This window comes from Flavobacterium sp. GW821-FHT12A05 (assembly GCF_058807735.1).
The window spans coordinates 465,121-485,822 of record NZ_JBXAQY010000004.1; the positions used below are offsets into that span (position 1 = coordinate 465,121).

Annotated in this window: 16 protein-coding genes; 11 read left to right on the top strand and 5 right to left on the bottom strand. The window is 35.7% G+C overall.

Annotation, left to right across the window (positions count from 1 at the left end):
• Positions 1-16 precede the first annotated feature (16 nt).
• Positions 17-862, bottom strand: a complete 846-nt coding sequence (locus tag AC1RRQ_RS11650) for a helix-turn-helix domain-containing protein (protein WP_493023197.1) — start codon at positions 860-862, stop codon at positions 17-19.
• A gap of 211 nt (positions 863-1,073) precedes the next feature.
• On the opposite strand from AC1RRQ_RS11650, the gene AC1RRQ_RS11655 reads away from it, so the two are divergent.
• Positions 1,074-2,531 carry an FAD-dependent oxidoreductase gene (locus AC1RRQ_RS11655; RefSeq protein ID WP_493023198.1) on the top strand — a complete coding sequence of 486 codons (1,458 nt, stop codon included), beginning with the start codon at positions 1,074-1,076 and terminating at the stop codon, positions 2,529-2,531.
• 123 nt (positions 2,532-2,654) lie between these two features.
• On the opposite strand, the gene AC1RRQ_RS11660 is transcribed toward AC1RRQ_RS11655, so the two are convergent.
• The 3 genes from AC1RRQ_RS11660 to AC1RRQ_RS11670 form a co-directional block, all read right to left on the bottom strand.
• Positions 2,655-4,667: a M56 family metallopeptidase gene (locus AC1RRQ_RS11660; RefSeq protein WP_493023199.1), complete on the bottom strand. Its 2,013-nt coding sequence runs from the start codon at positions 4,665-4,667 to the stop codon at positions 2,655-2,657.
• A complete protein-coding gene (locus tag AC1RRQ_RS11665) occupies positions 4,664-5,026 on the bottom strand; it encodes a BlaI/MecI/CopY family transcriptional regulator (RefSeq protein ID WP_071637605.1) in 363 nt (120 codons plus the stop codon). Before AC1RRQ_RS11665 ends, AC1RRQ_RS11660 begins: the two co-directional genes overlap by 4 nt.
• Before the next feature lie 484 nt (positions 5,027-5,510).
• On the bottom strand, positions 5,511-6,290 hold the full coding sequence (locus tag AC1RRQ_RS11670) for a polysaccharide deacetylase family protein (RefSeq protein ID WP_493023200.1): 780 nt from the start codon (positions 6,288-6,290) through the stop codon (positions 5,511-5,513).
• Positions 6,291-6,513: 223 nt separating this feature from the next.
• On the opposite strand from AC1RRQ_RS11670, the gene AC1RRQ_RS11675 reads away from it, so the two are divergent.
• The 4 genes from AC1RRQ_RS11675 (at position 6,514) to AC1RRQ_RS11690 (ending at position 12,835) form a co-directional block, all read left to right on the top strand.
• The gene (locus AC1RRQ_RS11675) at positions 6,514-7,206 is read left to right on the top strand and encodes a response regulator transcription factor (protein WP_493023201.1); all 693 of its coding nucleotides are present in this window, start codon (positions 6,514-6,516) and stop codon (positions 7,204-7,206) included.
• The gene (locus tag AC1RRQ_RS11680; RefSeq protein ID WP_493023202.1) at positions 7,196-8,563 is read left to right on the top strand and encodes an ATP-binding protein; all 1,368 of its coding nucleotides are present in this window, start codon (positions 7,196-7,198) and stop codon (positions 8,561-8,563) included. The genes AC1RRQ_RS11675 and AC1RRQ_RS11680 overlap by 11 nt, the downstream gene beginning before the upstream one ends.
• A gap of 273 nt (positions 8,564-8,836) precedes the next feature.
• A complete protein-coding gene (locus AC1RRQ_RS11685) occupies positions 8,837-12,052 on the top strand; it encodes a TonB-dependent receptor (RefSeq protein WP_493023203.1) in 3,216 nt (1,071 codons plus the stop codon).
• Positions 12,053-12,217: 165 nt separating this feature from the next.
• Positions 12,218-12,835: a DNA-3-methyladenine glycosylase gene (locus AC1RRQ_RS11690; RefSeq protein ID WP_493023204.1), complete on the top strand. Its 618-nt coding sequence runs from the start codon at positions 12,218-12,220 to the stop codon at positions 12,833-12,835.
• Between the two features lie 146 nt (positions 12,836-12,981).
• Here AC1RRQ_RS11690 and AC1RRQ_RS11695 read toward each other — a convergent pair whose 3' ends face one another.
• The gene (locus AC1RRQ_RS11695) at positions 12,982-13,380 is read right to left on the bottom strand and encodes a hypothetical protein (RefSeq protein ID WP_493023205.1); all 399 of its coding nucleotides are present in this window, start codon (positions 13,378-13,380) and stop codon (positions 12,982-12,984) included.
• A 528-nt stretch (positions 13,381-13,908) separates the two neighbouring features.
• Here AC1RRQ_RS11695 and AC1RRQ_RS11700 point away from each other — a divergent pair.
• From AC1RRQ_RS11700 to AC1RRQ_RS11725, 6 genes are all read left to right on the top strand, one after another.
• Entirely contained in the window at positions 13,909-16,296 is a 2,388-nt protein-coding gene (locus AC1RRQ_RS11700; RefSeq protein ID WP_493023206.1) for a TonB-dependent receptor, read from the top strand.
• Positions 16,297-16,420: 124 nt separating this feature from the next.
• The gene (locus AC1RRQ_RS11705; protein WP_493023207.1) at positions 16,421-17,035 is read left to right on the top strand and encodes an HmuY family protein; all 615 of its coding nucleotides are present in this window, start codon (positions 16,421-16,423) and stop codon (positions 17,033-17,035) included.
• A gap of 10 nt (positions 17,036-17,045) precedes the next feature.
• Positions 17,046-17,843 carry an HmuY family protein gene (locus AC1RRQ_RS11710; RefSeq protein ID WP_493023208.1) on the top strand — a complete coding sequence of 266 codons (798 nt, stop codon included), beginning with the start codon at positions 17,046-17,048 and terminating at the stop codon, positions 17,841-17,843.
• Positions 17,844-17,858: 15 nt separating this feature from the next.
• Positions 17,859-18,605 (top strand): SGBP N-terminal domain-containing protein, encoded by a 747-nt coding sequence (locus tag AC1RRQ_RS11715; RefSeq protein ID WP_493023209.1) that lies wholly within the window; start codon positions 17,859-17,861, stop codon positions 18,603-18,605.
• Positions 18,606-18,683: 78 nt separating this feature from the next.
• Positions 18,684-19,358 carry a hypothetical protein gene (locus tag AC1RRQ_RS11720; protein WP_493023210.1) on the top strand — a complete coding sequence of 225 codons (675 nt, stop codon included), beginning with the start codon at positions 18,684-18,686 and terminating at the stop codon, positions 19,356-19,358.
• 239 nt (positions 19,359-19,597) lie between these two features.
• Positions 19,598-20,626, top strand: a complete 1,029-nt coding sequence (locus AC1RRQ_RS11725; RefSeq protein ID WP_493023211.1) for an SGBP N-terminal domain-containing protein — start codon at positions 19,598-19,600, stop codon at positions 20,624-20,626.
• Positions 20,627-20,702 lie beyond the last annotated feature (76 nt).

The window sequence follows — 20,702 nt, forward strand, 5'->3', positions numbered from 1 at the left end:
TGGACAAATGTGGAGTTTATCTGGACAAATCTGCCGCGATAGATATTCCAACATTTTCGCGAAAAGCGGTAGGCGAAATTCCGACATGTTTTTTAAAGTAACGGCTGAAATAATTCTCATCATCAAAATTTAATTCTGAGGCAATTTCTTTCATGCTTTTATAACTAAGATGAATGAGTTTTTTAGATTCCAGTATCACTCTTTCGTGAATTAATTCTGAAGGAGTTTTAAAAAAATGCTGTTTGCAGATCTTCGAAAAATTGTTTGGAGAAATTCCCATTTGCGAAGCATAAAAAGAAGGCTGTCTTTCGGTATGAAAATGATTCTCGAGTAATGTTTTAAATTTCATTAACGGATGATGAGTATTCTTTTCATTGTAAACAACAACCTGTTGTGATTTGATTTTACTGCACAATGCCAAAATCAATTGCAGATAGGTTTTTACAACAGCATCGGCATAACTGGAAGTATCTTCAACCTCAACAATCAATTTTTCGAGTATATAATTTATTTCAGAATATTCTTCGGGGGTCAAATTGATAAAGGTTTGCTCGTAGATATTATTAAATAAAAGTCCATTACAGGCTACTTCTTTTTTGTGGTATTCGATACAATAAAAATCGCCGTGAAATTGCAGTTTTCTAACCTTTAAAGGTTTTTCTGTTTTGAATTGAATAATTTGATATGGCGTTGAAAATAAAGCAATTTTGCCATCAAAGGAATATTCGGCTAAATCGACGCTTACTTTTCCGTTTCCTTCCAAAAGAAAGATATTGTAAAAAGGAGAACCGCCGTACTGATTGATCTCATTCGTATCACATTCCTCAACAGAACAGCTCTGCTTCTTTTGTTCTTCTTTCATTATCAAATTAATTAAAACCCTGCCTATATAAAAAAGCAGTACTTCAAATATACTGAAAAGTAGTGCTTTTCAAGCCTTAACTATCAAAGGTTCAAATTCAATTCTCAGAGTGTTTTGTACCAACCGTCTTTTGTTCTAAATTTGCACACTTGTAAAAGCTTACAAAATCTCAATTATAAAGTGTCCGGCATAAAGTTAAATTAAAGAGGAAGTGAAAAAAGAAGCGAATGAACAAACCAGCTGGACTATTTGTAAAGATTGTCAGGGACGTGGTAAAAAAAGCCGTGGACTTACAAATAAAGCAAGACGAGATTATCAGGCAGCACTAGATCAATTTGAAAAAACAAATGGACAAGGCCAAGCTCCTATTCGTCCGAAAGCGCACCTGCATACTTGTTTAAAATGTAACGGATCAGGATTGATGCCTTCTGCCAGTCCTCCTATTCCCGATAAAGAAAACTATCCGCATGTTGCTATTATTGGCGCCGGTATCGGCGGAACAGCTCTCGCTGTGGCTTGTTTACACCGAGGCATTCCTTTTACATTATATGAACGTGATACTAATTTCGCCGCGCGATCTCAGGGTTACGGACTTACTCTGCAGCAAGCCAGTAAAGCCATCGAAGGATTGGGAATTTTCTCGCTGGAAGATAAAGTCATTTCCACAAGACATTTGGTTCATACTACAGATGGAAAAGTAATTGGCGAATGGGGAATTAGAAAATGGCTGCAATCTGAAGCAAAAACATCGGCAAGGCGGACTAATATGCACATTGCCCGACAATCTTTGCGTTTAGCTCTTCTAAAACAACTTGGCGGAGACGATGCTGTACAATGGGGACACCAGCTAATTGATTTTGCACCAAATGATACAAACAGCGTTGACCTCAATTTTCAGGTAAACGGAAAAATTAAAAATCATAAAGCAGATCTTGTAGTGGGTGCCGATGGTATTCGCAGTTCTGTGCGAAGATTTATTATTGATGAAGATGTTACACCATTGCGCTATTTAGATTGTATTGTAATTCTCGGAATTTGTCCTTTAAGTTCCCTTGAAAATCTTGATAGTTCTTTATTAGATTCAGCTACTGTATTTCAAACCGCCAATGGCAACGAACGTATTTATGTTATGCCTTATACCGCAGATTCTGTTATGTGGCAGTTGAGTTTCCCGATGTCCGAAGAGGAAGCAAAAACATTAAGTGCCAAAGGTCCAAAAGCGCTTAAAGAAGAAGCCTGTAGAAGAACCCAATGGCACGATCCTATTCCGCAGATTTTAGAAGCGACTCAGGAAGCTCAGATTTCAGGATATCCTGTTTACGACAGGGAATTTCTAAAAGCCGAATGGTTAGAAAAAGCAGGACCAATAACATTAATTGGAGACGCTGCTCACCCCATGAGTCCGTTTAAAGGTCAAGGCGCCAATCAGGCATTATTGGATGCACTTACATTGGCGCGCGGAATTTTAAAAGGATGCCGACCTTCATCTGAATGGAGAAAAAACGGAATCAGAAAAAGTGTCTTAACCGAATTTGAAGCCGAGATGATAGAACGAAGCGCTGTAAAAGTAAAAGGCTCAGCAGATGCTGCACAATTTTTACATTCTGAAATTGTACTCTACGAAGGCGATGAACCACGAGGAAGATGTTTAAAGAAAAAAGAAAAATAACAAACCTCAAATTGGTTTAAAAAATATTGAATTAAAAAAACCCATTCCTTTTCAGGTTTGGGCTTTTTTAATCTTACAACTACGTTATTTTGTTAAGGTTAATCGAATGATTAAACCATGATTTTAATTGTTTGCCAATGCTTTTAAGGCAATATATTTATCCAGACTTTTAAAATTATGCCCTTTTGCTCGCATCGATTTAATATATGATGGCGTAGTTCCGGTTGCTTTTGCGCCTACAATTTCATCCAGATCAAGGTTGTCAAATCCTAAGCTTTTATATTCCTTTACTACATCAGGCGTAATGTTTTGCGATTTAAAAGCAATCAGGTTATCTGCCTGAATGTTTTTATAACCGGCGTTTTGAAAACTCTTTACATATTCCGGCGTTACATTAAGTGATTTAAATGCAATAAGATCACTATTCGAAAGGTTATATCCTAATCCTTTAAAAGAATCAACAAACGCCTTATCAATATTTAAGGATTTAAAAGCAATAATATCGTCGTCGCTATCTTCTTCTTTGCTGTTTTCGTTATTTTCTGCATTGTTTTTGTTTTTAATCGAAGTACGGAAATCGCTAATGTATTTCGCATCAATTCCCTGAGATTTCAATGCAATAATATTCCCCGGGCTAACATCTTTATAACCTGCATTTCGTATTTCTTCAATAAACGCTTTATTGATATCTAATGATTTAAAAGGAACAAGATTGTCCAAATCAATATCCGGAATGGCTTTTTTAATCGAAGTAATATAAGCTTCATTTACATCTAAAGCAGCAAGCGGAATAACCTGATCTTTGTCTAAATCATTAAAACCATTTTTCTTTAGCATTTGTACATACGAAACTTTGATATTAATCATAAAGAAAACCATAAGATCATTGTCTTTAGTAACATCCAAACCTTCTTTGCTCATTGCTGTGCTGTAGTCTTTGTTTCCAATAAACTTATAAGTTCCCATTCCTCTGTCTCCTTCAAATTTTCCGGTAAACTGTATTGCTCCGGCTTCGCGGGTTAAAGTAAATTCTCCTTGTTTGTCTCTTGGAAGACTGCTTATTTCGCTCAATTGAAAAGTAAACGAAGAATTATCATGTTCATCGCTTTTAAAATTAATTTCTACAGCATTGCCTTTGATTACAGCAAACCAGTTTCCGTCGGTTTTAATTCCGTTTTCAACGGATTTGTCTTGTTTAGATTTCCCAATAACATTTAGGGTTTGACTTTGCGCTGCCGGTTGATTAAAAAGGCAGACAAAAAGCACCATTAGCGGCACAAGGAAAAAGTATTTCCAAGTGGTGTGCACATTTGATTTTTTTGAGTTCATCATGATGATTCGTTTTTTTAATAATGATTGATTATAATTAGTTGTAAGACTCAAAGGAAATTGCGGTGCAGCTACTTTAAGCAGACTGAACTGATAGCTTTCTTTTTCAACCGTATCCTGCTGCAACATTTGATCATCGGTTAAAAATTCAAGATTAGTTTCCAGCGCTTTTCGCCACTGCCAGGCAAAAGGATTAAACCATTGAAATACCAGAACAATTTCTGCCAGCAGTAAGTCAATAGTATGTTTCTGCTCAATATGAATTTTTTCATGAAGCAGAATTTGATTGTAGGTTTCCCATTCATATTTCTCAGGATTGATAAAAATGTTATTGCCAAAAGAACACGGCGCTTTATCGCCTGTTATTTCAACAATACGAAACTTTCCATCCTGAATTGCTGATCCGGAATACGATCTAAACAGCAATATAAAGGCCTGCATTAAAAAATTAAGACCAAATACTACAACTCCAAACCAGTACAAATAAATTACGGCCTGTACTAAAACTTCAACATCGATTACTTGTTTCGTTTCTTGTACAACTGCAGGCTGAATTGATTTCTCTTTTACTACCTGAGATGCATTGTCTGTCGGGATTTTGGTAATTTCAACAGGTTCTGCTGCAATATTTTTTCTAAATGATAATTGCTGCGGAACCGGAACTAAAGGCAGCGTAAAGGCCAATACCATACAAAACAGCAAAACATATCGGTTTAAATAGAAAAAAGTTTCTTTTTGCAAAAGCAGTTTATAAAATATAAAACATGCTGAAAGAATAAGCGCTGTGTATAGAATATAAGGTATCATATCTTTTCTTTTTTGATGATGCTCACGATTTCGTCCAATTCCTTTTCTGAAAGCTTTTGTTCTTTTGCAAAAAAGGCTAACATCCTAGGATAAGAATTATCAAAATATTGACTTACAATATCCTTTAAGGCAAATTGCTGATACTCTTCCCTGCTGATAATGGGGAAAAAGCAATGCATGTTTCCGGCAGTTTCATAATTTAAAAAACCTTTCTCTGCGAGTATCTTTACTATTGTGGCCACACTATTGTAATGCGGTTTCGGATCTGGCAGCAACGGAATTATGTCTCTTATAAAAGCTTTTTCTAAATCCCAAAACACCTGCATGATCTGTTCTTCTCGTTTGGCTAATTTTATCATAGTTGAAATATTTTGGTGCAAGATACTACTAATTAATTAGTAGACAAACTAATTCGTTAGTTTTTTAACTAATGAGTTAGTAAACAAACCCAAAAATAGCACATAAAAACCTATATATCAACAAAATAACCAAAATTTAATTGATCCTTCGCAGCTATCTGCAACAAATAAATATTTCGCTCCGCTGGAGCTTTAAATCTTTTTTGCTATTTTTTGCTATAGATATTTTGCTCCTCCGGAGCATTTTTAGCAGTAATCCGATGGTAATGGAAAAAGTAAATTTTAAGAAAAAAGAGAGTCAAAAGAAATGATTTTCTTTTTTACAGCCTTGCAGTTTTAGATAAATGCTCCAAAGGAGCAAAATATCTATAGCATAATTCCCTCCCGCAACAAAAAAAAGCCCCAGCGGGGCGATATATTTATAGCCCACAGTGGTGAGGCATATTTACGATGAATAATTTCTCTCTAATAAAACATATAAGATTTATTTCTGCGGAAGCAGATCATCTAAATCTGATAAAGTATAAAATTTAAGATCGTTATCTTTCATGTATTTGCAGATAAACTCTAAAGTTTCGATTTTGGTTTGGTAATTTTCCGTTACATTCTTCACGGGTTTATGGCCGCATAAAAGCAATATTTTATTGTTCTTTTTAGCATAATCCAGCAATTCTAATACATAAGGAATACTAAAATGAATATGACTGTTATCGATATCAAACGCAAATACAATTTTTGAGTTATTAAAATAACTGTCTTGTTTTTCCGGAACTTCGCCGCCAAAAGCCCTTCCTCTAATAATTTTAAATTTAGCAGACAAAGCTTTATCCAGTTCTTCTGATCTTTCGCCATAAGGATAAGCAAACGAAGTAACCTTAAAAGATTTCTTTTTCATGGAAACAATCATAGGATCAATTTCCTGTTTCATGTAGGCGTCAATTCCGTATTGCTTTACAAATTTAACCGCATTATAATGATGGTAACCGTGGCCGGCAATCTCATGCCCTTCTTTCTGCATTCTAAGAAGCGTTTTTATTTCAGGCTCACCAATAGAATCTATTCGGCATACATTAAAAGTAGCTTTCCATCCGTATTTTTTCAAGGCAGCATCGGCTTCAGCCCATTCATCAACATAAGCATCATCAAAAGATAAAATGACACCGGCTTTATAAGGCTTAGGTTCCGGTTTTTGTTTTTTGGTATCGCAGGAAAAAAAAGTTAAGAACATTAAAAATAGTAGTGCTTTTACAGAAAATTGCTTCATAAATGGGTCGTATTAAAAATAAAATTTAGAACCTGCTCTTATCGAATATTATAACTCAAATATAAAAACTTTTTGAGATCTTTTACTTACGCTTAAACAAGGAATTAAAACAAATATTCTTTATGTTTTTTTTCGGCGAATACTGCAACTTTTAATTACTTTTATCACATTAAAATTTTCATTTAATCCAACATGAAATTCCATTCAGCAATACTATTCGACAATGAATAAAGTATTATTAGTAGAAGACGACCCAAGAGTTGCCTCTTTTATTTTAAGAGGTCTTGAAGAAAACCTTTATCAGGTAAAAGCGGTTTCGAAAGGATACGAAGCCGTTACTGAGGTTATGGAAAATGAATTCGATATTATCATTCTCGATATTATGCTTCCTGACATTACGGGTTTTGAAGTCTGCGAAATTTTAAGAAACAGAAAAATAATTGTTCCCATTTTAATTCTCAGCGCCTTAGACACGCCGCATGAAAAAGTAAAAGGACTGCAGTCTGGTGCCGATGATTATTTAGCCAAACCTTTTTTATTTGAAGAACTTCTGGCAAGAATAAACGCCCAATTGCGTCGTGCCGAATTTAGTTCGGGAATTCTGGATTTTCAATCTTATGCCGGAATCGAAATTAATATGAAAGAACAAAGCGCCACAAGAGACGGAAAAGAACTCAATCTTTCGTCAAGAGAACTTAAGCTTTTGATTTTCTTTATGAAAAACCGCGAAAAAGCGCTATCCAGAATCGCAATTGCCGAAGCCGTATGGAATTTGGAACTCGATATGAACTCGAATACGGTTGATGTATATATAAACTATCTGCGAAATAAAATCGATAAGAATTTTTCTGAACCGCTTATTCATACCGTAAAAGGAACCGGATATATGCTTAAGAAAAAAGCACATGAATCTTAAAAACAAACTTTCTGTTAATTCTACACTGCTCTTTGCCTTTACCGTTGGACTCGTATTGGCAGGGTCTTTTTTGGTTTTTAAAAGCCACAGACAGGATCTTTATTATGAAAGACTGGAAGACAGCGCCTTAATAACCGCTTTTTTTTATTTTGAAAAAGACGAGATTACTAAAATTGACAGTTCCCGTTATCAAAGAATAGAAGTTCAATATAAAAAAATTACCAATCAGACGATCAGGATATACAATGCCAAAACCAAAGAATTGTATTTGAAAGACGATATTAATATTACTTTAACCGACAAGGAATTAAAAGCAATTTCTAAAAACAGAATATTGCATTTTACAAAAGAAAACAGGCAGTTTACCGGTTTGTATTATAAAGACAATCAAGGGGATTTTATTATTGTTGTATCTGGAATTGATGATGTAGGCGAGCAGCAGTTAGACGTTTTGGGTTTAATGTTTATTGGATTTTATCTGCTGGCAATTCCGCTGAATTTTCTTTTAGGCCGATTTTTGGCAAGACAAACTTTCAGGCCTTTTGAGGATGTTATTGCAAAAGTAAATACGATTACAACCGAAAACCTGCATTCGCGACTCGAAATGCCTACAGCAAGTGGAAAAGATGAAATAAAAGAGCTGATAAACACTTTTAATTACTTATTAGAACGTCTTGAAAACGGTGTTACGATTCAAAAGAACTTCCTTAAAAATGCATCGCACGAATTAAAAACGCCGCTTACTATTATTATTGGTGATATTGATGTGTCGCTCCAACAGCCCAGAACAAACGAACAATACGAAAAAGTTTTAAAATCGCTTAGAAAAGATACGTTTCATCTTAAATCTATATTAGACGGGCTTTTGATTTTATCTGGTTTACAGATTTCTGAACCGGAACAAATGGAATTGGTAAGAATAGATGAAATCTTATGGAATGTACTGGAGAAAAAAGCGATTGAATATCCGGAATCTAAAGTTTCTGTAGATCTTAATGCTATTGCAGATCAGGAAGACCTGCTTTCTGTTTCCGCCAATAAACACATGCTTTTTACGGCGCTTTACAATATTCTGGATAATGCGATTAAATTTTCATTTCCTGAAAAGGTTATGGTTACCGCCATTTCTGAACAAGGCCGACTTTTACTCAAAATAACCGATCATGGCCCGGGAATTTCAAAAAACGATCAGGAATCTATTTTTGAACTCTTTTTTAGAAGCGATCGCACGCGTCATATTCAGGGACAAGGTTTAGGCTTGTTTATAACGATGCAAATTCTAAAGCTTCATAATATTGAAGTAAAAGTCGATTCTGAACTCGAAAAAGGCACTACGTTTTCTTTATTATTCCCTTAATTTTTCTTTCACGCCAATTTCGATTTTTCGCATCGGTAACATTCACTTAACACTCTAATCTTTTTCTAATCTACTTTAAATATAAGTCTAATGTATTTATTTTTAGCATTTTACATAAATCATTGATTTTAAAGAGCTAAAATGTTTTTACAATCATAACACGTTCATGATTTTAAGTTAACAATAAATAGTTATATCATTTTAAGTTAACAAAAGCGTTAAATCTGATCAAAACAAACTGAGTTTCTTTGTCAAATAAAAACTAAAAATAAAATGACACAACTAAAACTCTTTTTTTCGGCTTTAATGCTCCTCACCGTAGGAAACATTTTTGCCCAGATTACAACCTCATCCTTATCTGCCAAAGTTAATGATGGTACAAGCCCTCTTACAGACGCCGAGGTTACTTTAACTCACATCCCTACCAATTCGGTTTACAGAGCTGTAACCGACAAACAAGGAAGGTTTAGCTTCGAAAATTTAAATGCAGGCGGACCTTACGAATTAGAAATCAAAAGTAAAGACACTAAAGATTACACTAATTCACAAATACATCTGGCACTTGGCGATAATGATTTGCCAACAATCGTAGTAAATAAAGCCGATAATACTGTTTTAGAAGAAGTAGTAATTACAAGCTCTAAACCATCTTCTAAAAATAACGGAACTAATATTAACGAAAAACAAGTTAACGGTCTTCCGTTAATTAATAGAGGAATTCAAGACGTTACTAAGCTTGTGCCTCAAAGTTCTAACAACTCTTTTGCAGGAACTAACTTTAGATACAACAACGTAACAATCGACGGTTCTATAAATAATGATGCAATTGGTTTCAGCCCGTCTTTGGGAGGTCAGTCCGGAACATCTGGAATGCCGGGAAGCAGTACACGATCAAACTCTATCAGTTTAGATGCCATACAAGATATTCAGGTTTATATTGCTCCTTATGATATTAAATTAGGAAACTTTTTAGGAGGAAGCGTAAATGCTGTTACACGAAGCGGAACAAATACAGTAAGCGGATCTATTTACAGCTACGGAAGAAATGCGGCACTGACTGGTCCAAACAATGCAGGAGACGGTTCTAAAATGCCAAAATCTTTTGGTGATTATCAAATTGGTTTTAGATTAGGACTTCCTATAGTAAAAGACAAATTGTTCTTCTTTACTAACATGGAATATGCAGAAAGAACAGACCCTATTTTCTACAATGCAGGACAAAAGGATGCTAACGGAAAATTAACTTCATTAGTAGATAATGCAACAGCAGATCAAATTTCGAACTTTGTAAAAACTAACTACGGTTTCGATCCTGGAACTTATGGTTCTTATAACAACTTTGCAAAAAGTCAAAAATTCTTCAATAAATTAGATTGGAAAATAAACGATAAACACTCGCTTTCGTTAAGAAATAATACGGTAGTTTCTCAGGCAACAAACTTAGAGCGCGATGCGGCAAACTTCCGATTCTCAAACATGGATTTTGTTCAGAAAAACCAATCTATCAGTACGGTTTTAGAATTAAAAAGCCACTTTAACAGCCAATGGTCTAACTCGTTTATTGCAAGTTATTCGGCAATTAAAGATTACCGTGATCCAAAATCAAACAACGTAATGTTTCCTCAGGTAGAAATTGGATACAACGGAGGAACTATCTTTTTAGGAAATGATCGTGAGGCTACTGTTTTCAATATGAAACAAAATACGGCTGAGATTACAGACAACCTTACTTATAAAACAGGAAATCATACTTTCTTATTTGGTACACATAACGAATTCTACGATATTAATTACGGATTTGTAAATGCTTTAAACGGAAGAGTTTCTTATAAATCATTAACTGATTTCTTCGGTAAACTTCCTACTCGTGTTCGTGGTACTTACCCATTTGACGGTTCTTCAAGAGATGAAATCTTTGACAATCCTTATGCAAAATTCAAAGTAAACCTTTACAGTGCTTATGTTCAGGACGAAATTAGAATTGGAAACAAATTAAAAGTGACTCCGGGAGTTAGAATTGATTATACAGATTTACCAAATAAACCAAAATTAAGTCCGCAGGTTCAAAATTCTCCAGCAGATCCTAATTATGGCACAACTTATACGTACACGCCTTTAAACCAAATCAATAACAACTTTTTCAGCACTGCTTTAGTTTCTCCAAGAATTGGATTTACTTATAACGTAGACGAAGACAAAACATTAGTTTTAAGAGGAGGTTCTGGAGTATTTACAGGTAGAATTCCGTTTGCATGGTTAGGATATGCTTACTATAATGATGGTGTAGGTTACGGAAGTTACGATAAAAACAACCTTACTCCTGCTCAGGTTGCAGCAGCGGGTGATCCTTTGGCAAACAATGGACTAAACGGATATCACGATGCAACTCCAAAAGTACAGGCAGATTTAGTTGACAATAAATTTAAAATGCCGGCTGTTTTAAGAAACTCATTGGCAATTGATAAAATCATCGACGGATATAAATTCACAACCGAAGCTATTTATACCAAAGTAATTCGTGATCTTGAATTTCAACAAGTAAACAAAACTGATAACCCAACGTATTTCTCTTACGATACCAAGCACGAAATGCCAATTTATGCATCGAATATCAATTCTGCTTTTTCAAATGCTTATTTGCTTTCAAATACAAGCAAAGGATACAGATACAGCATTACAGAAATGATCTCAAAAACTTACGATTTTGGATTTAATTTCATGGTAGCGTATACATACGGAGATTCAAGAGACGTAACAAACGGAATTCGCAATTCAATGGAAAGTAACTTCCAGATGAATCAATCTTTAACACCAAACAACCCGCAATTGGCAACTTCTAATTTTAATATCAAACACAGAATCGTTTCTAATGTAGGATATGCTGTAAAATTAGCTGATAATAATATGTTTTCTGCCAATGTATATTTTAATGCACAATCAGGAAATCCGTTCTCTTGGGGATTTGTAAACTCAACGATTGCAGGAACAGGACAAGCAGCAGGTTTGGCTTATATCTTTAAAGATGCAGCAGAAGCAGCTAAATATATTGGAGTAAATGCAGCAGGAGTTCCATCTGCAACAGCAGCGCAACAGGTTGCAGATTACGAAGCTTTCATTAACGGAAATGATTATTTAAAAAGCAGAAGAGGAACATTCACTCAAAGAAACGGTGACACTACACCATGGAACATTCAGGCAGATTTAAAATTAATGGACGAAATTAAAGTAGATAAAGTAGGTTCATTCCAAATTTCATTCAGCGTGGCAAACATCGGGAACCTTATCAATAAAGATTGGGGAAGAAGTTATTTTGTTCCAAATACATACAATTCAACAGCGAGTCTTGGTTTAACAAAATCAGGAAACTTAGGAGGAGTTGCAACCGGCGATCCTACTTACACGTTCCAAAAACCAAGCTCTACACCTTATACTGTAGATCAATTAGCTTCAAGATTCCAAGGACAATTTGGAGTAAGGTATTCGTTCTAAAGACTGTGTTTTATTTTTTTTGATCTCCCCTGGTTTCCTGCCTTAGAAATCAGGGGATTTCTGCATTTAAGAAGTATCGTAACAGATGAAAAGCGCTATTTTTGTACTTTAGTAACCGTAGTTTTTTTTCTTCTTAAATAAAAAAATCAAACGCCGCCATTCTTTATGAAGCAGTCCAATAAATTACCGTTTTCCTACTATCTAAATCAAGATGTTCTTTTTCTGGCTAAAGACCTTTTAGGAAAAGTACTTTATACTCAAATCGACGGAAAAATAACAAGCGGTATCATTGTAGAAACCGAAGCTTATTTTGGCATACAGGACAAAGCTTCGCACGCTTATGGAGGCCGACGAACAGACAGAACCGAAACGTTGTACAGCAAAGGCGGTATTTCGTATGTTTATTTGTGCTACGGTATTCATCATTTGTTTAATATCGTAAGTTCTGTCGAAGGCGAGCCGCATGCCGTTTTAATAAGAGCCATTGAACCCTTGACAGGAAAAGACATTATGGAAACCCGACGCAATATGCCCGCTGCTAAAGCTGCCATTTCATCAGGTCCCGGATCTGCAGCAAAGGCATTAGGAATAGACCGATCCTTTAATAAAAAAGATTTAAACGGAGACGAAATCTGGATTGAAGACCACGGAATTAAATATCCTAAAGAACAAATTATCGCATCAACTCGTATAGGCGTCGCCTACGCCCAAGAAGATGCGCTTTTACCCTGGCGTTTTTTCATTAAAGAAAATAAGTACGTAAGCAAACCAAACAAAGTTTAATTATTAATTATTAATGGTTAATGGTTAATTAGTCATAATCAGTCATCAACAACCATCAACAACCATCAACAACCATCAACCAACCATCAACCAACCATCAACAACCAACCATCAACAATCAACAATCAACAATCAACAATTAACAATCACTTCTTGTTTCTCGTCTTATCCGCTTCTTTTTGTTTTGCCGATGAGTTGCTGTAAGTAGATCCATCATTGGCACTTTCGCCGGGACCGCTTCCAGAACCTGTATTTCCGGAAACCGTTCCATCGGCATTTTTATCTGCCGAAGTTGAACTGTTTTTATCAGCATTATTTGGAGTTGTAGTACTTGTACTCGTACTGCTTTCAGATCCCGTATGAGGAGATGTCGCACTATTCGCTCCTGCAGCATTTATATTGGTACTATCTACTGGTTTCTTTGTAGAATCAGTAATAACTTCAGTAGTTTCGACTTCATCACTATAGCCGTCTTTGTTGTTTTTGCATGAAAATAAAAGTCCACTAAGTAAAAGTACTATGGCAATTATTGATAGAGTTTTCATAATATGATTTTTTCGCTTATATAATTTTCAAATTTAGAACGATAATCAGCGAAACTTTTACAGAATTGCTTCTATATTTTATAAAATAGCCTAGAATTATAAGCTTATTTTTTATTCTTTCGAATAAAAAATTTCGGCAAAAAACAATCATAATTCGATTCATTTTCAATACAGACAATTGATTTTTTCTAAGAATTTTAGTCTGAAATTAGATGAAAAACACCTTCTTTCTCTCCTTCAAAAGTCCAATTCCAACACTTTATTGGGTGTATTTTATGTTAAAATTATCTTAAATTTTAACATCAGCCAAAAACACAAAATCTTTAGTAAATAACTGACAATAAAGACATAAAACATTAAAACTTCATGAATTAAATGAAGTAAATAATCTCTTACTTTTATGTGTTTTGCCTACTCTGTTAAAAAAGTACTTTTACAATAGTATTAATCACTATTTTTACCAAGTCTAAATAAGAATAGTTTTTAATTATTTTTCTTATCCATTGAAAGACATGCATAAAAATACCAATGAAAAATAAAAACATTCCAAATTTCATACAAAAAATAGTTCTTATCTGCTTTGTTATTCTGCCTCATACCATAACGCAGGGACAAAACAATAGTGCAATAAATGGTTCAATTCATCATTCGGGTAATGTGGTTTCGCAAGCCTTGATCGAGTTACAGCCTTCGGGTAAAACTACTGTATCAGATTTGAATGGTTTTTTCTCATTTTCAGGATTATCCAGCGGCAGTTATACTCTCAAAATCTCAAATATGGGTTTTAAAGATTACATACAACAGATTTCCTTAAACGGACAAGCCCCAAAACGACTTCATATAAATCTCGAAGCGGGTATTGATTTGGATGAAGTAAATGTAACGGGTAAAAGTGTCAAAAATAATCCCGAAACTCTTGTTAACGCACAATACAGCGCCATGCCCGTAACCATTATAGACCGCAAAACGATAGAATTAATGGGAAGCCGAAGACTGGATGAAATCCTGAAAGAACAAACCGGAATTGCGGTGGTCAACAACATTAGCGGCGGTGCAAGGTCTGTAGGCGTGCAGATGCAGGGTTTTGGCAGTGAATACATCATGGTATTAATAGACGGTCAGCCTATGGTGGGCAGAAACAATGGCAACTTCGATCTTTCAAGAATAAGCGTATCTAATATTGAACGCGTTGAGATTATAAAAGGTGCCTCTTCCAGTCTTTATGGCAGCGAAGCCCTTGGCGGTACAATTAATATTATTACCAGACACGGCGTAGTCGATCCGCAGATGCTGGCTTCTGTGAGTTACGGATCACTAAATATTGTCGATGCTACTCTTGAAGGCGAAACTCCTTACTTAAAAAACAAAGGAACAGCCAATTTCGCTGCCAATTATTACAGAACAGACGGTTACAATACCAATTCAAAATTTATACAAGGTACCACTTCTCCACCCTATGATAATTACAGTCTTCAAGGGCGAACACGCTATCAGGTAAACGAAAAAAGTTACCTGACAGTAAGCGGACGTTACGGACTTCGTCGTTCGTTTATGCAGAAGGATTTTGGTCTGGGTCATATATCAGGCGACAATCAGGACGAGCAGGATTTAAATCTTTCCATTTCTTTTGATCATCGTTTTAATCCTAATTTGAGAAGTATTACAAGATATTATCTCACCAATTATACGGCAGATATGAGCGTTGCATGGCAGCAGACGAATAATGCGGTAAGTCAGGATGTTTTTAGACAAACGCTGCATCGCGTTGAACAGCAATTCTCATACAGCAATAATAATTCTTATCAGCTTGTCGGAGGTATTGGCGGGAGCATCGAAAACATGAACGACGATGCACTTACTAATGTCAATTCGCTGGAAACTTTTTTCTCTTACGTACAAGGCGAATGGACGCCTTTTCAAAAACTAAAAGCCGTTGGCGGACTACGTTACGATTATACCAATAATTTTGGCGGAAGACTCAATCCAAGTTTTGGTTTACAATATTTTATCACCCCAAAAATAACATTCAAAGCAGGTATTGGCTCAGGCTTTAAAGCTCCTGATTTTAAAACCAATTATCTGGTGTTTTACAATTCCAGCAGTAACTATCTGGTTATTGGAAATGCTGTTCTCGCCCCTACTTTACAGCAATTACAGCAAGATGGGCAAATAAGCGAAATACGCCAGTATGTATTAAATCAGGCAGCTGGAAATCTTCAGGCCGAAAAAAGTACATCCTACAATGCAGGCGTGATTGTAGAACCTTCAAAAATGTTTAAAGTGGAAGGAAATGTGTTTTATCATAAAATAACCAATCAAATAAACAGCATACAAGTTGCCACAGGCACCAATAACCGAATTATTTATACCTATCAAAACCTGCCCGAAGCGGTAAACAAAGGATTTGAATTGGGTTTAAAAGTAAGTCCGTTAAAGAACATGGAATTAAGTGTTGGATATCAGTACTTAATTGCACAGGATCTTAGCGTAAAAGATAGTATTAGAGCCGGAAAATGGCCTTACAATCAAAATATTCATGATCCCGCAACCGGAAACTCTTATAAACCCAGACCAAAAGATTATTGGGGAATTGAAAACCGCTCGCGCCACATGGCCAATGCAGCTCTTTTTTATCGCAATGAACCCTGGAAAATTAATGCCAGTTTAAGGGTCAACTTTAGAGGAAAATATCCGTTTGGAGACCGCAACGGAAACCAGTTTATAGATAAGTACGACATTTTTGTAAAAGACTATTGGCTTACAAATGCCAGTCTCGAAAAACGTCTGCTGAAAGATCATTTAAGTATCAGATTTACCGCTGATAATATTTTCAATTACACCGATCCCCTTATGCCCGGACAGCCCGGAAGAATTCTTCTTGGCGGTTTAAGCTATCGTTTCTTCAAAAACAAATAAAAAAACAATAAACATTAAAAATTCTATCATCACAACAATTAAAAAACACCACGTACTGGTACTGCTTTTTAGCTCGATATTTTTTATCGGATGCAGCAGTAATGAAGAAGATTCAACTGCTTCTTTGGCAGATGGAAAAAGCATTGTAATTACAGATCTTGCCGGAGATACCGGAGCTTCTATGGGCGGTAATACAAGTGGAAAAGAACAAAGAGGTTTCCATACGTTTCTTTTTCGTTTCAGCGATCAAAAACAAATATGGCTTCATACAAAAGCCGATTCTTTAAAGTACATGAAAACAACAGACTGGGATCTTGCATTTACAGGACCTTACAACAGCGAAGTTTTTGTAAATAATGCCAAATACCAATACAATCCCGGTTTTGAAGGACCTGCTGCAAATACGGCTGTCATTGTAATCAAGGATGCTTATAAAAATGTCAATCAGGCACCGTCTGATACTGATTTTGATAAAAGTGAAGTCACCAAAATTGGCTGGGCTTCTTCTGAAAGTTCTGCCGGATGGTTCTACTACAGTTTGAGCAGCCACATTATGCAGTCTATTCCGGATCGTACGTATGCGATTAGACTTCCAAACAAGAAATACGCAAAATTACAGCTTATAAATGCCTACAAAGGAAATCCTCCTGCTGTAACAGATCTAAACTGGCCTGCACCCTATTTTACTTTTAAATATTATGTGCAAAATGACGGCAGTAAAAATTTAAACACAAACTAATTATAATCCTATGAAAAAAATTAAATGCCTTATAAAAGAAATACCACTGACAATATTGAGTGTTCTTTTTATTGCTGTAATGATAACAGCTTGTTCTTCTGATGATAAAGCTGAAGATGGAAAAAACACAGAACCAGAAGTTGTAACACCAGATAATGGATTATTTTACAAAGTAATTCATGTGAAAAATTATCAGGGAAGTACTTCTGATGCCAATCCTACTACTCCGGCTGCAACTCTGTATTACAGTCTTGAAGAAAACAAAGCGGTCGACGGATCGTATAAAAAAACCAAAAAATGGGACTTGGCTTTTGGCGGACTTTACGCAAGCTTTTTATCTGGAAATAATGGCAGTAATACCCAAAACAATGGTTCGCTTGCAGGCGGTGTGGGCGGTATTACTATTGTTGCCAAACCTTTTAATGAGGTTGTCGATATTCCTGCTGACAGCGAGTTTAAAACGGGCGCAGACCTTATTGGTACCGATGATGCGGGATCTTTTGGCAACGGAACGGGCTGGTATTTATATGATTTTGGAGGTGAAGTGGTAACCGATGGAAAGAATCCGCAGAAAGCGCACGTGGCTTATGCACTTGGTGAATCTCTTAAAATTGCAAACGGATCTACCATTCCGGCAAGAACGGTTATTCTAAAAACTGCCAATGGAAATTACGCCAAAATTAAAATGATTTCTGTTTACAAAGATGTCTACACTTCGTCAGAATGGTTTAAAGACACACCGCACATGTACTACACTTTCGATTATGTAATGGTACCAAAAGGAAGTACCAAATTTGAAATAAAATAACCAACCTCAATACGAATGAATACTAAAATCATCAAATTAAAAACCTCTTTATTTTTTACTGCTTTTGCATTCATCAGTCTCTTAACTTCATGCGATAATGAAGAAGAAAGATGGACAGATGTAAAAGGAGATACCGTTACAGAAATCGTTACTAATCTGGATGCTAAAAGAATCATCTCATTTAAAGTAACAAATCCGGGAGAAAGCCAGACCATATACAGCGCTGTAAACAATCTGGAAAAAACGATCACCATTTACCTTCCATCGTACTATGAATATCAATATCTTGAAACAGCTATAACATTACCCGAAAAAACAACAATTTCTCCTGCCGCTACTGAGCTGCTTCCGGTATTCAGCAAAACACCTGTAACGTATACCACTAAAGCGGCTGATGGCACGACTTCGGTTTATACGGTAAAAATAGTAATTCAACAGCCTAAACTTATTTTGAATGAATTGTCTACTGCCGCATCTACTTATACAGTAGCAACTACGAGTCCTTTAATTTTAAAAGGAGAAAATTTTGTACCGTCTTATGAAGTAACCAAAGTATTTATTGTAGACGCTCAGGGAAATAAAAAATGGCAGATGAAACAATGGAACGAAGGTCTGGATATTCAAAGCTTTACCATTACGTATGGATTTATAGAAAGCCTTAGTACAAACGTAACACTGGAACCTAATACAGATTATTGGGTTTTAATGGAAAGTTACAATCTATCGGTTACCATGAAATATCCTATTAGAATTACAAAGTAAACACACAAAATAAAAATGCCTGTCTTTTCTGCTGGGAGTAATGAAAAAAGCCAAATTAATCTATTAATATAAATCATTATGAAAAAAATAATCTTATCTCTAATAGCATTGGCTGCTATTTCAATTACATCATGTAGTTCTGACGACCAAACTGCTGACTCACAATCATTAGCTAAAGAGCAACAAGTTTCTAACAAAACTAAAAAAAATGCTCTTGCTCTATGTTCATCAACTTCAGCATCTGTAATAGTAAACAGATGGCAGGCGCCATCATCTGTTGATGCTAACTGGACACCGGTTGCGGCTGCAATTGGAGGAGTTAATGTACAATGGGAAGGTATTTACGGAGGATCTATTCGTCCTGCCGGAAATACTGACCACTGGTATGTAGGTACAATTGATTTAAATCAAACTTGTGCAGATTATGATCTTTGGAGCGGAAGCATTACTGTAAAAAATGCTTCAGGAAATGTTGGAACTGCGCCAGCATCTGATCCTTATAATGTAGTAGGATATAACGGAAGTATTTCTGGTTCAAGCTATGGAATTGGATACTACTCTTACAATATCACAACACACGTTATGACTCCAACAAGAGCAATCGTAATTTGGAAAGTAACAGGTACTGGTCTTAACTCACAAACAGCTACAGACCCAACTACAGCAACAGAAGCTTATTTAGTAAAAGTAACTGGTATTGCTCCGGGAGCTTCAAGCAGTACAATCAGCTATACTTGGACACAAGTAAAATAAGTAATAACAATGCATAAAAAAACATGGGATCACGACATAATTAAAAGTATCTGCAGTAAAGCTTGACCGGCGATCTCTGCGTAATGCTGCTATCATATCATTCCCCCATGGCTATCAAACGGCTTTTTAAATTACCGTAAGCATTGAAAATACAGGCATTTAAAATATACGCCAGCTTATCAATTATTGGCAAAAATAACAAATTAAAATCATTTAAAAATTAGATAACCAATACAATCATGAATAAAAAAAACAAAACCAATCTCTTTGCAATTGGAATACTTTTTTTATCAGTATTATTTTTTTCGTGTGATACTGACTATGTTGATAAAGTAAACAACATTCCGGGCGATGTTGTAAAAGTTCCCGGATACACTCAAATTGAATCATTTACTGTAAAAGATACCGAAAACAATGCGGTAAGCGCTGCTATTACAGAAGAAAATATCATTATTACATGGAGCGTAAATACACCGCTTCCTCCAACTATTAAACCCGTAATTGTTTTAGGTACAGAAGCTGTTATTTCTCCGGCATCAGGTGTTGAAATTCCTTTTAAAGACGGCGCAGTATATACGGTGACTTCAAAAGCCGGAACAACAAAAAAATATACGCTGAAAATAGATTTCAGGCAAAAAGAACCTAGAGCGTGGACGGTAGCTTCGGGAGAAACTTTTAGAAAAGGCACTATGCAAAAATTGATTAACATTGGTACTTCCGGAAATACAGTTACAATAAATAATTTATGGCTGAGTGCCGAAAACACAAGAGTATATCTTGTTTCTGCCGAGGATCAAAAAACAGAATATACGGCAGAAATTGCTTATTTGGGAAGCGGTGTAACCGGAACTCCTTTTATTGATTATGGGATTTATTACTTTTTAGCCGAAAATACTCCGGTAGGAATGTATGATTTACGCATAAAAAATGGAGCTTACATCCTACAGAACCAAAGTGTAGAAAACAGATTCAAAGTCAATGTTATTGAACCAGATGCATTTAAAGCCGAATTAGTGGGTTCGCCGGTTCAAAAACAAGGCGGTGAAACTTTTGAAGTTAGAGGCGGTATGCTAAATACTGTAACGGCTGTTCAAATGTACAGCAGTACGGCTGCAACTGTAATTTTTCCTTTAGAAGTCGTAAGTTCAACTGCCTATAGAATTGTATTAAAAGTACCTGCCGGAACACCAGCCGGAACTTACAACAGAGTACGATTTATTAGAGGAGCTGCTAATACACTTACAGCTTATACGGTAACGGTTAAATAATATTTAGCGGTTAAAAAAAATTGTTATTAAAAAGCTCTTAGCTGTTTTTTAGTTAAGGGCACCGCAAATCCTGTTC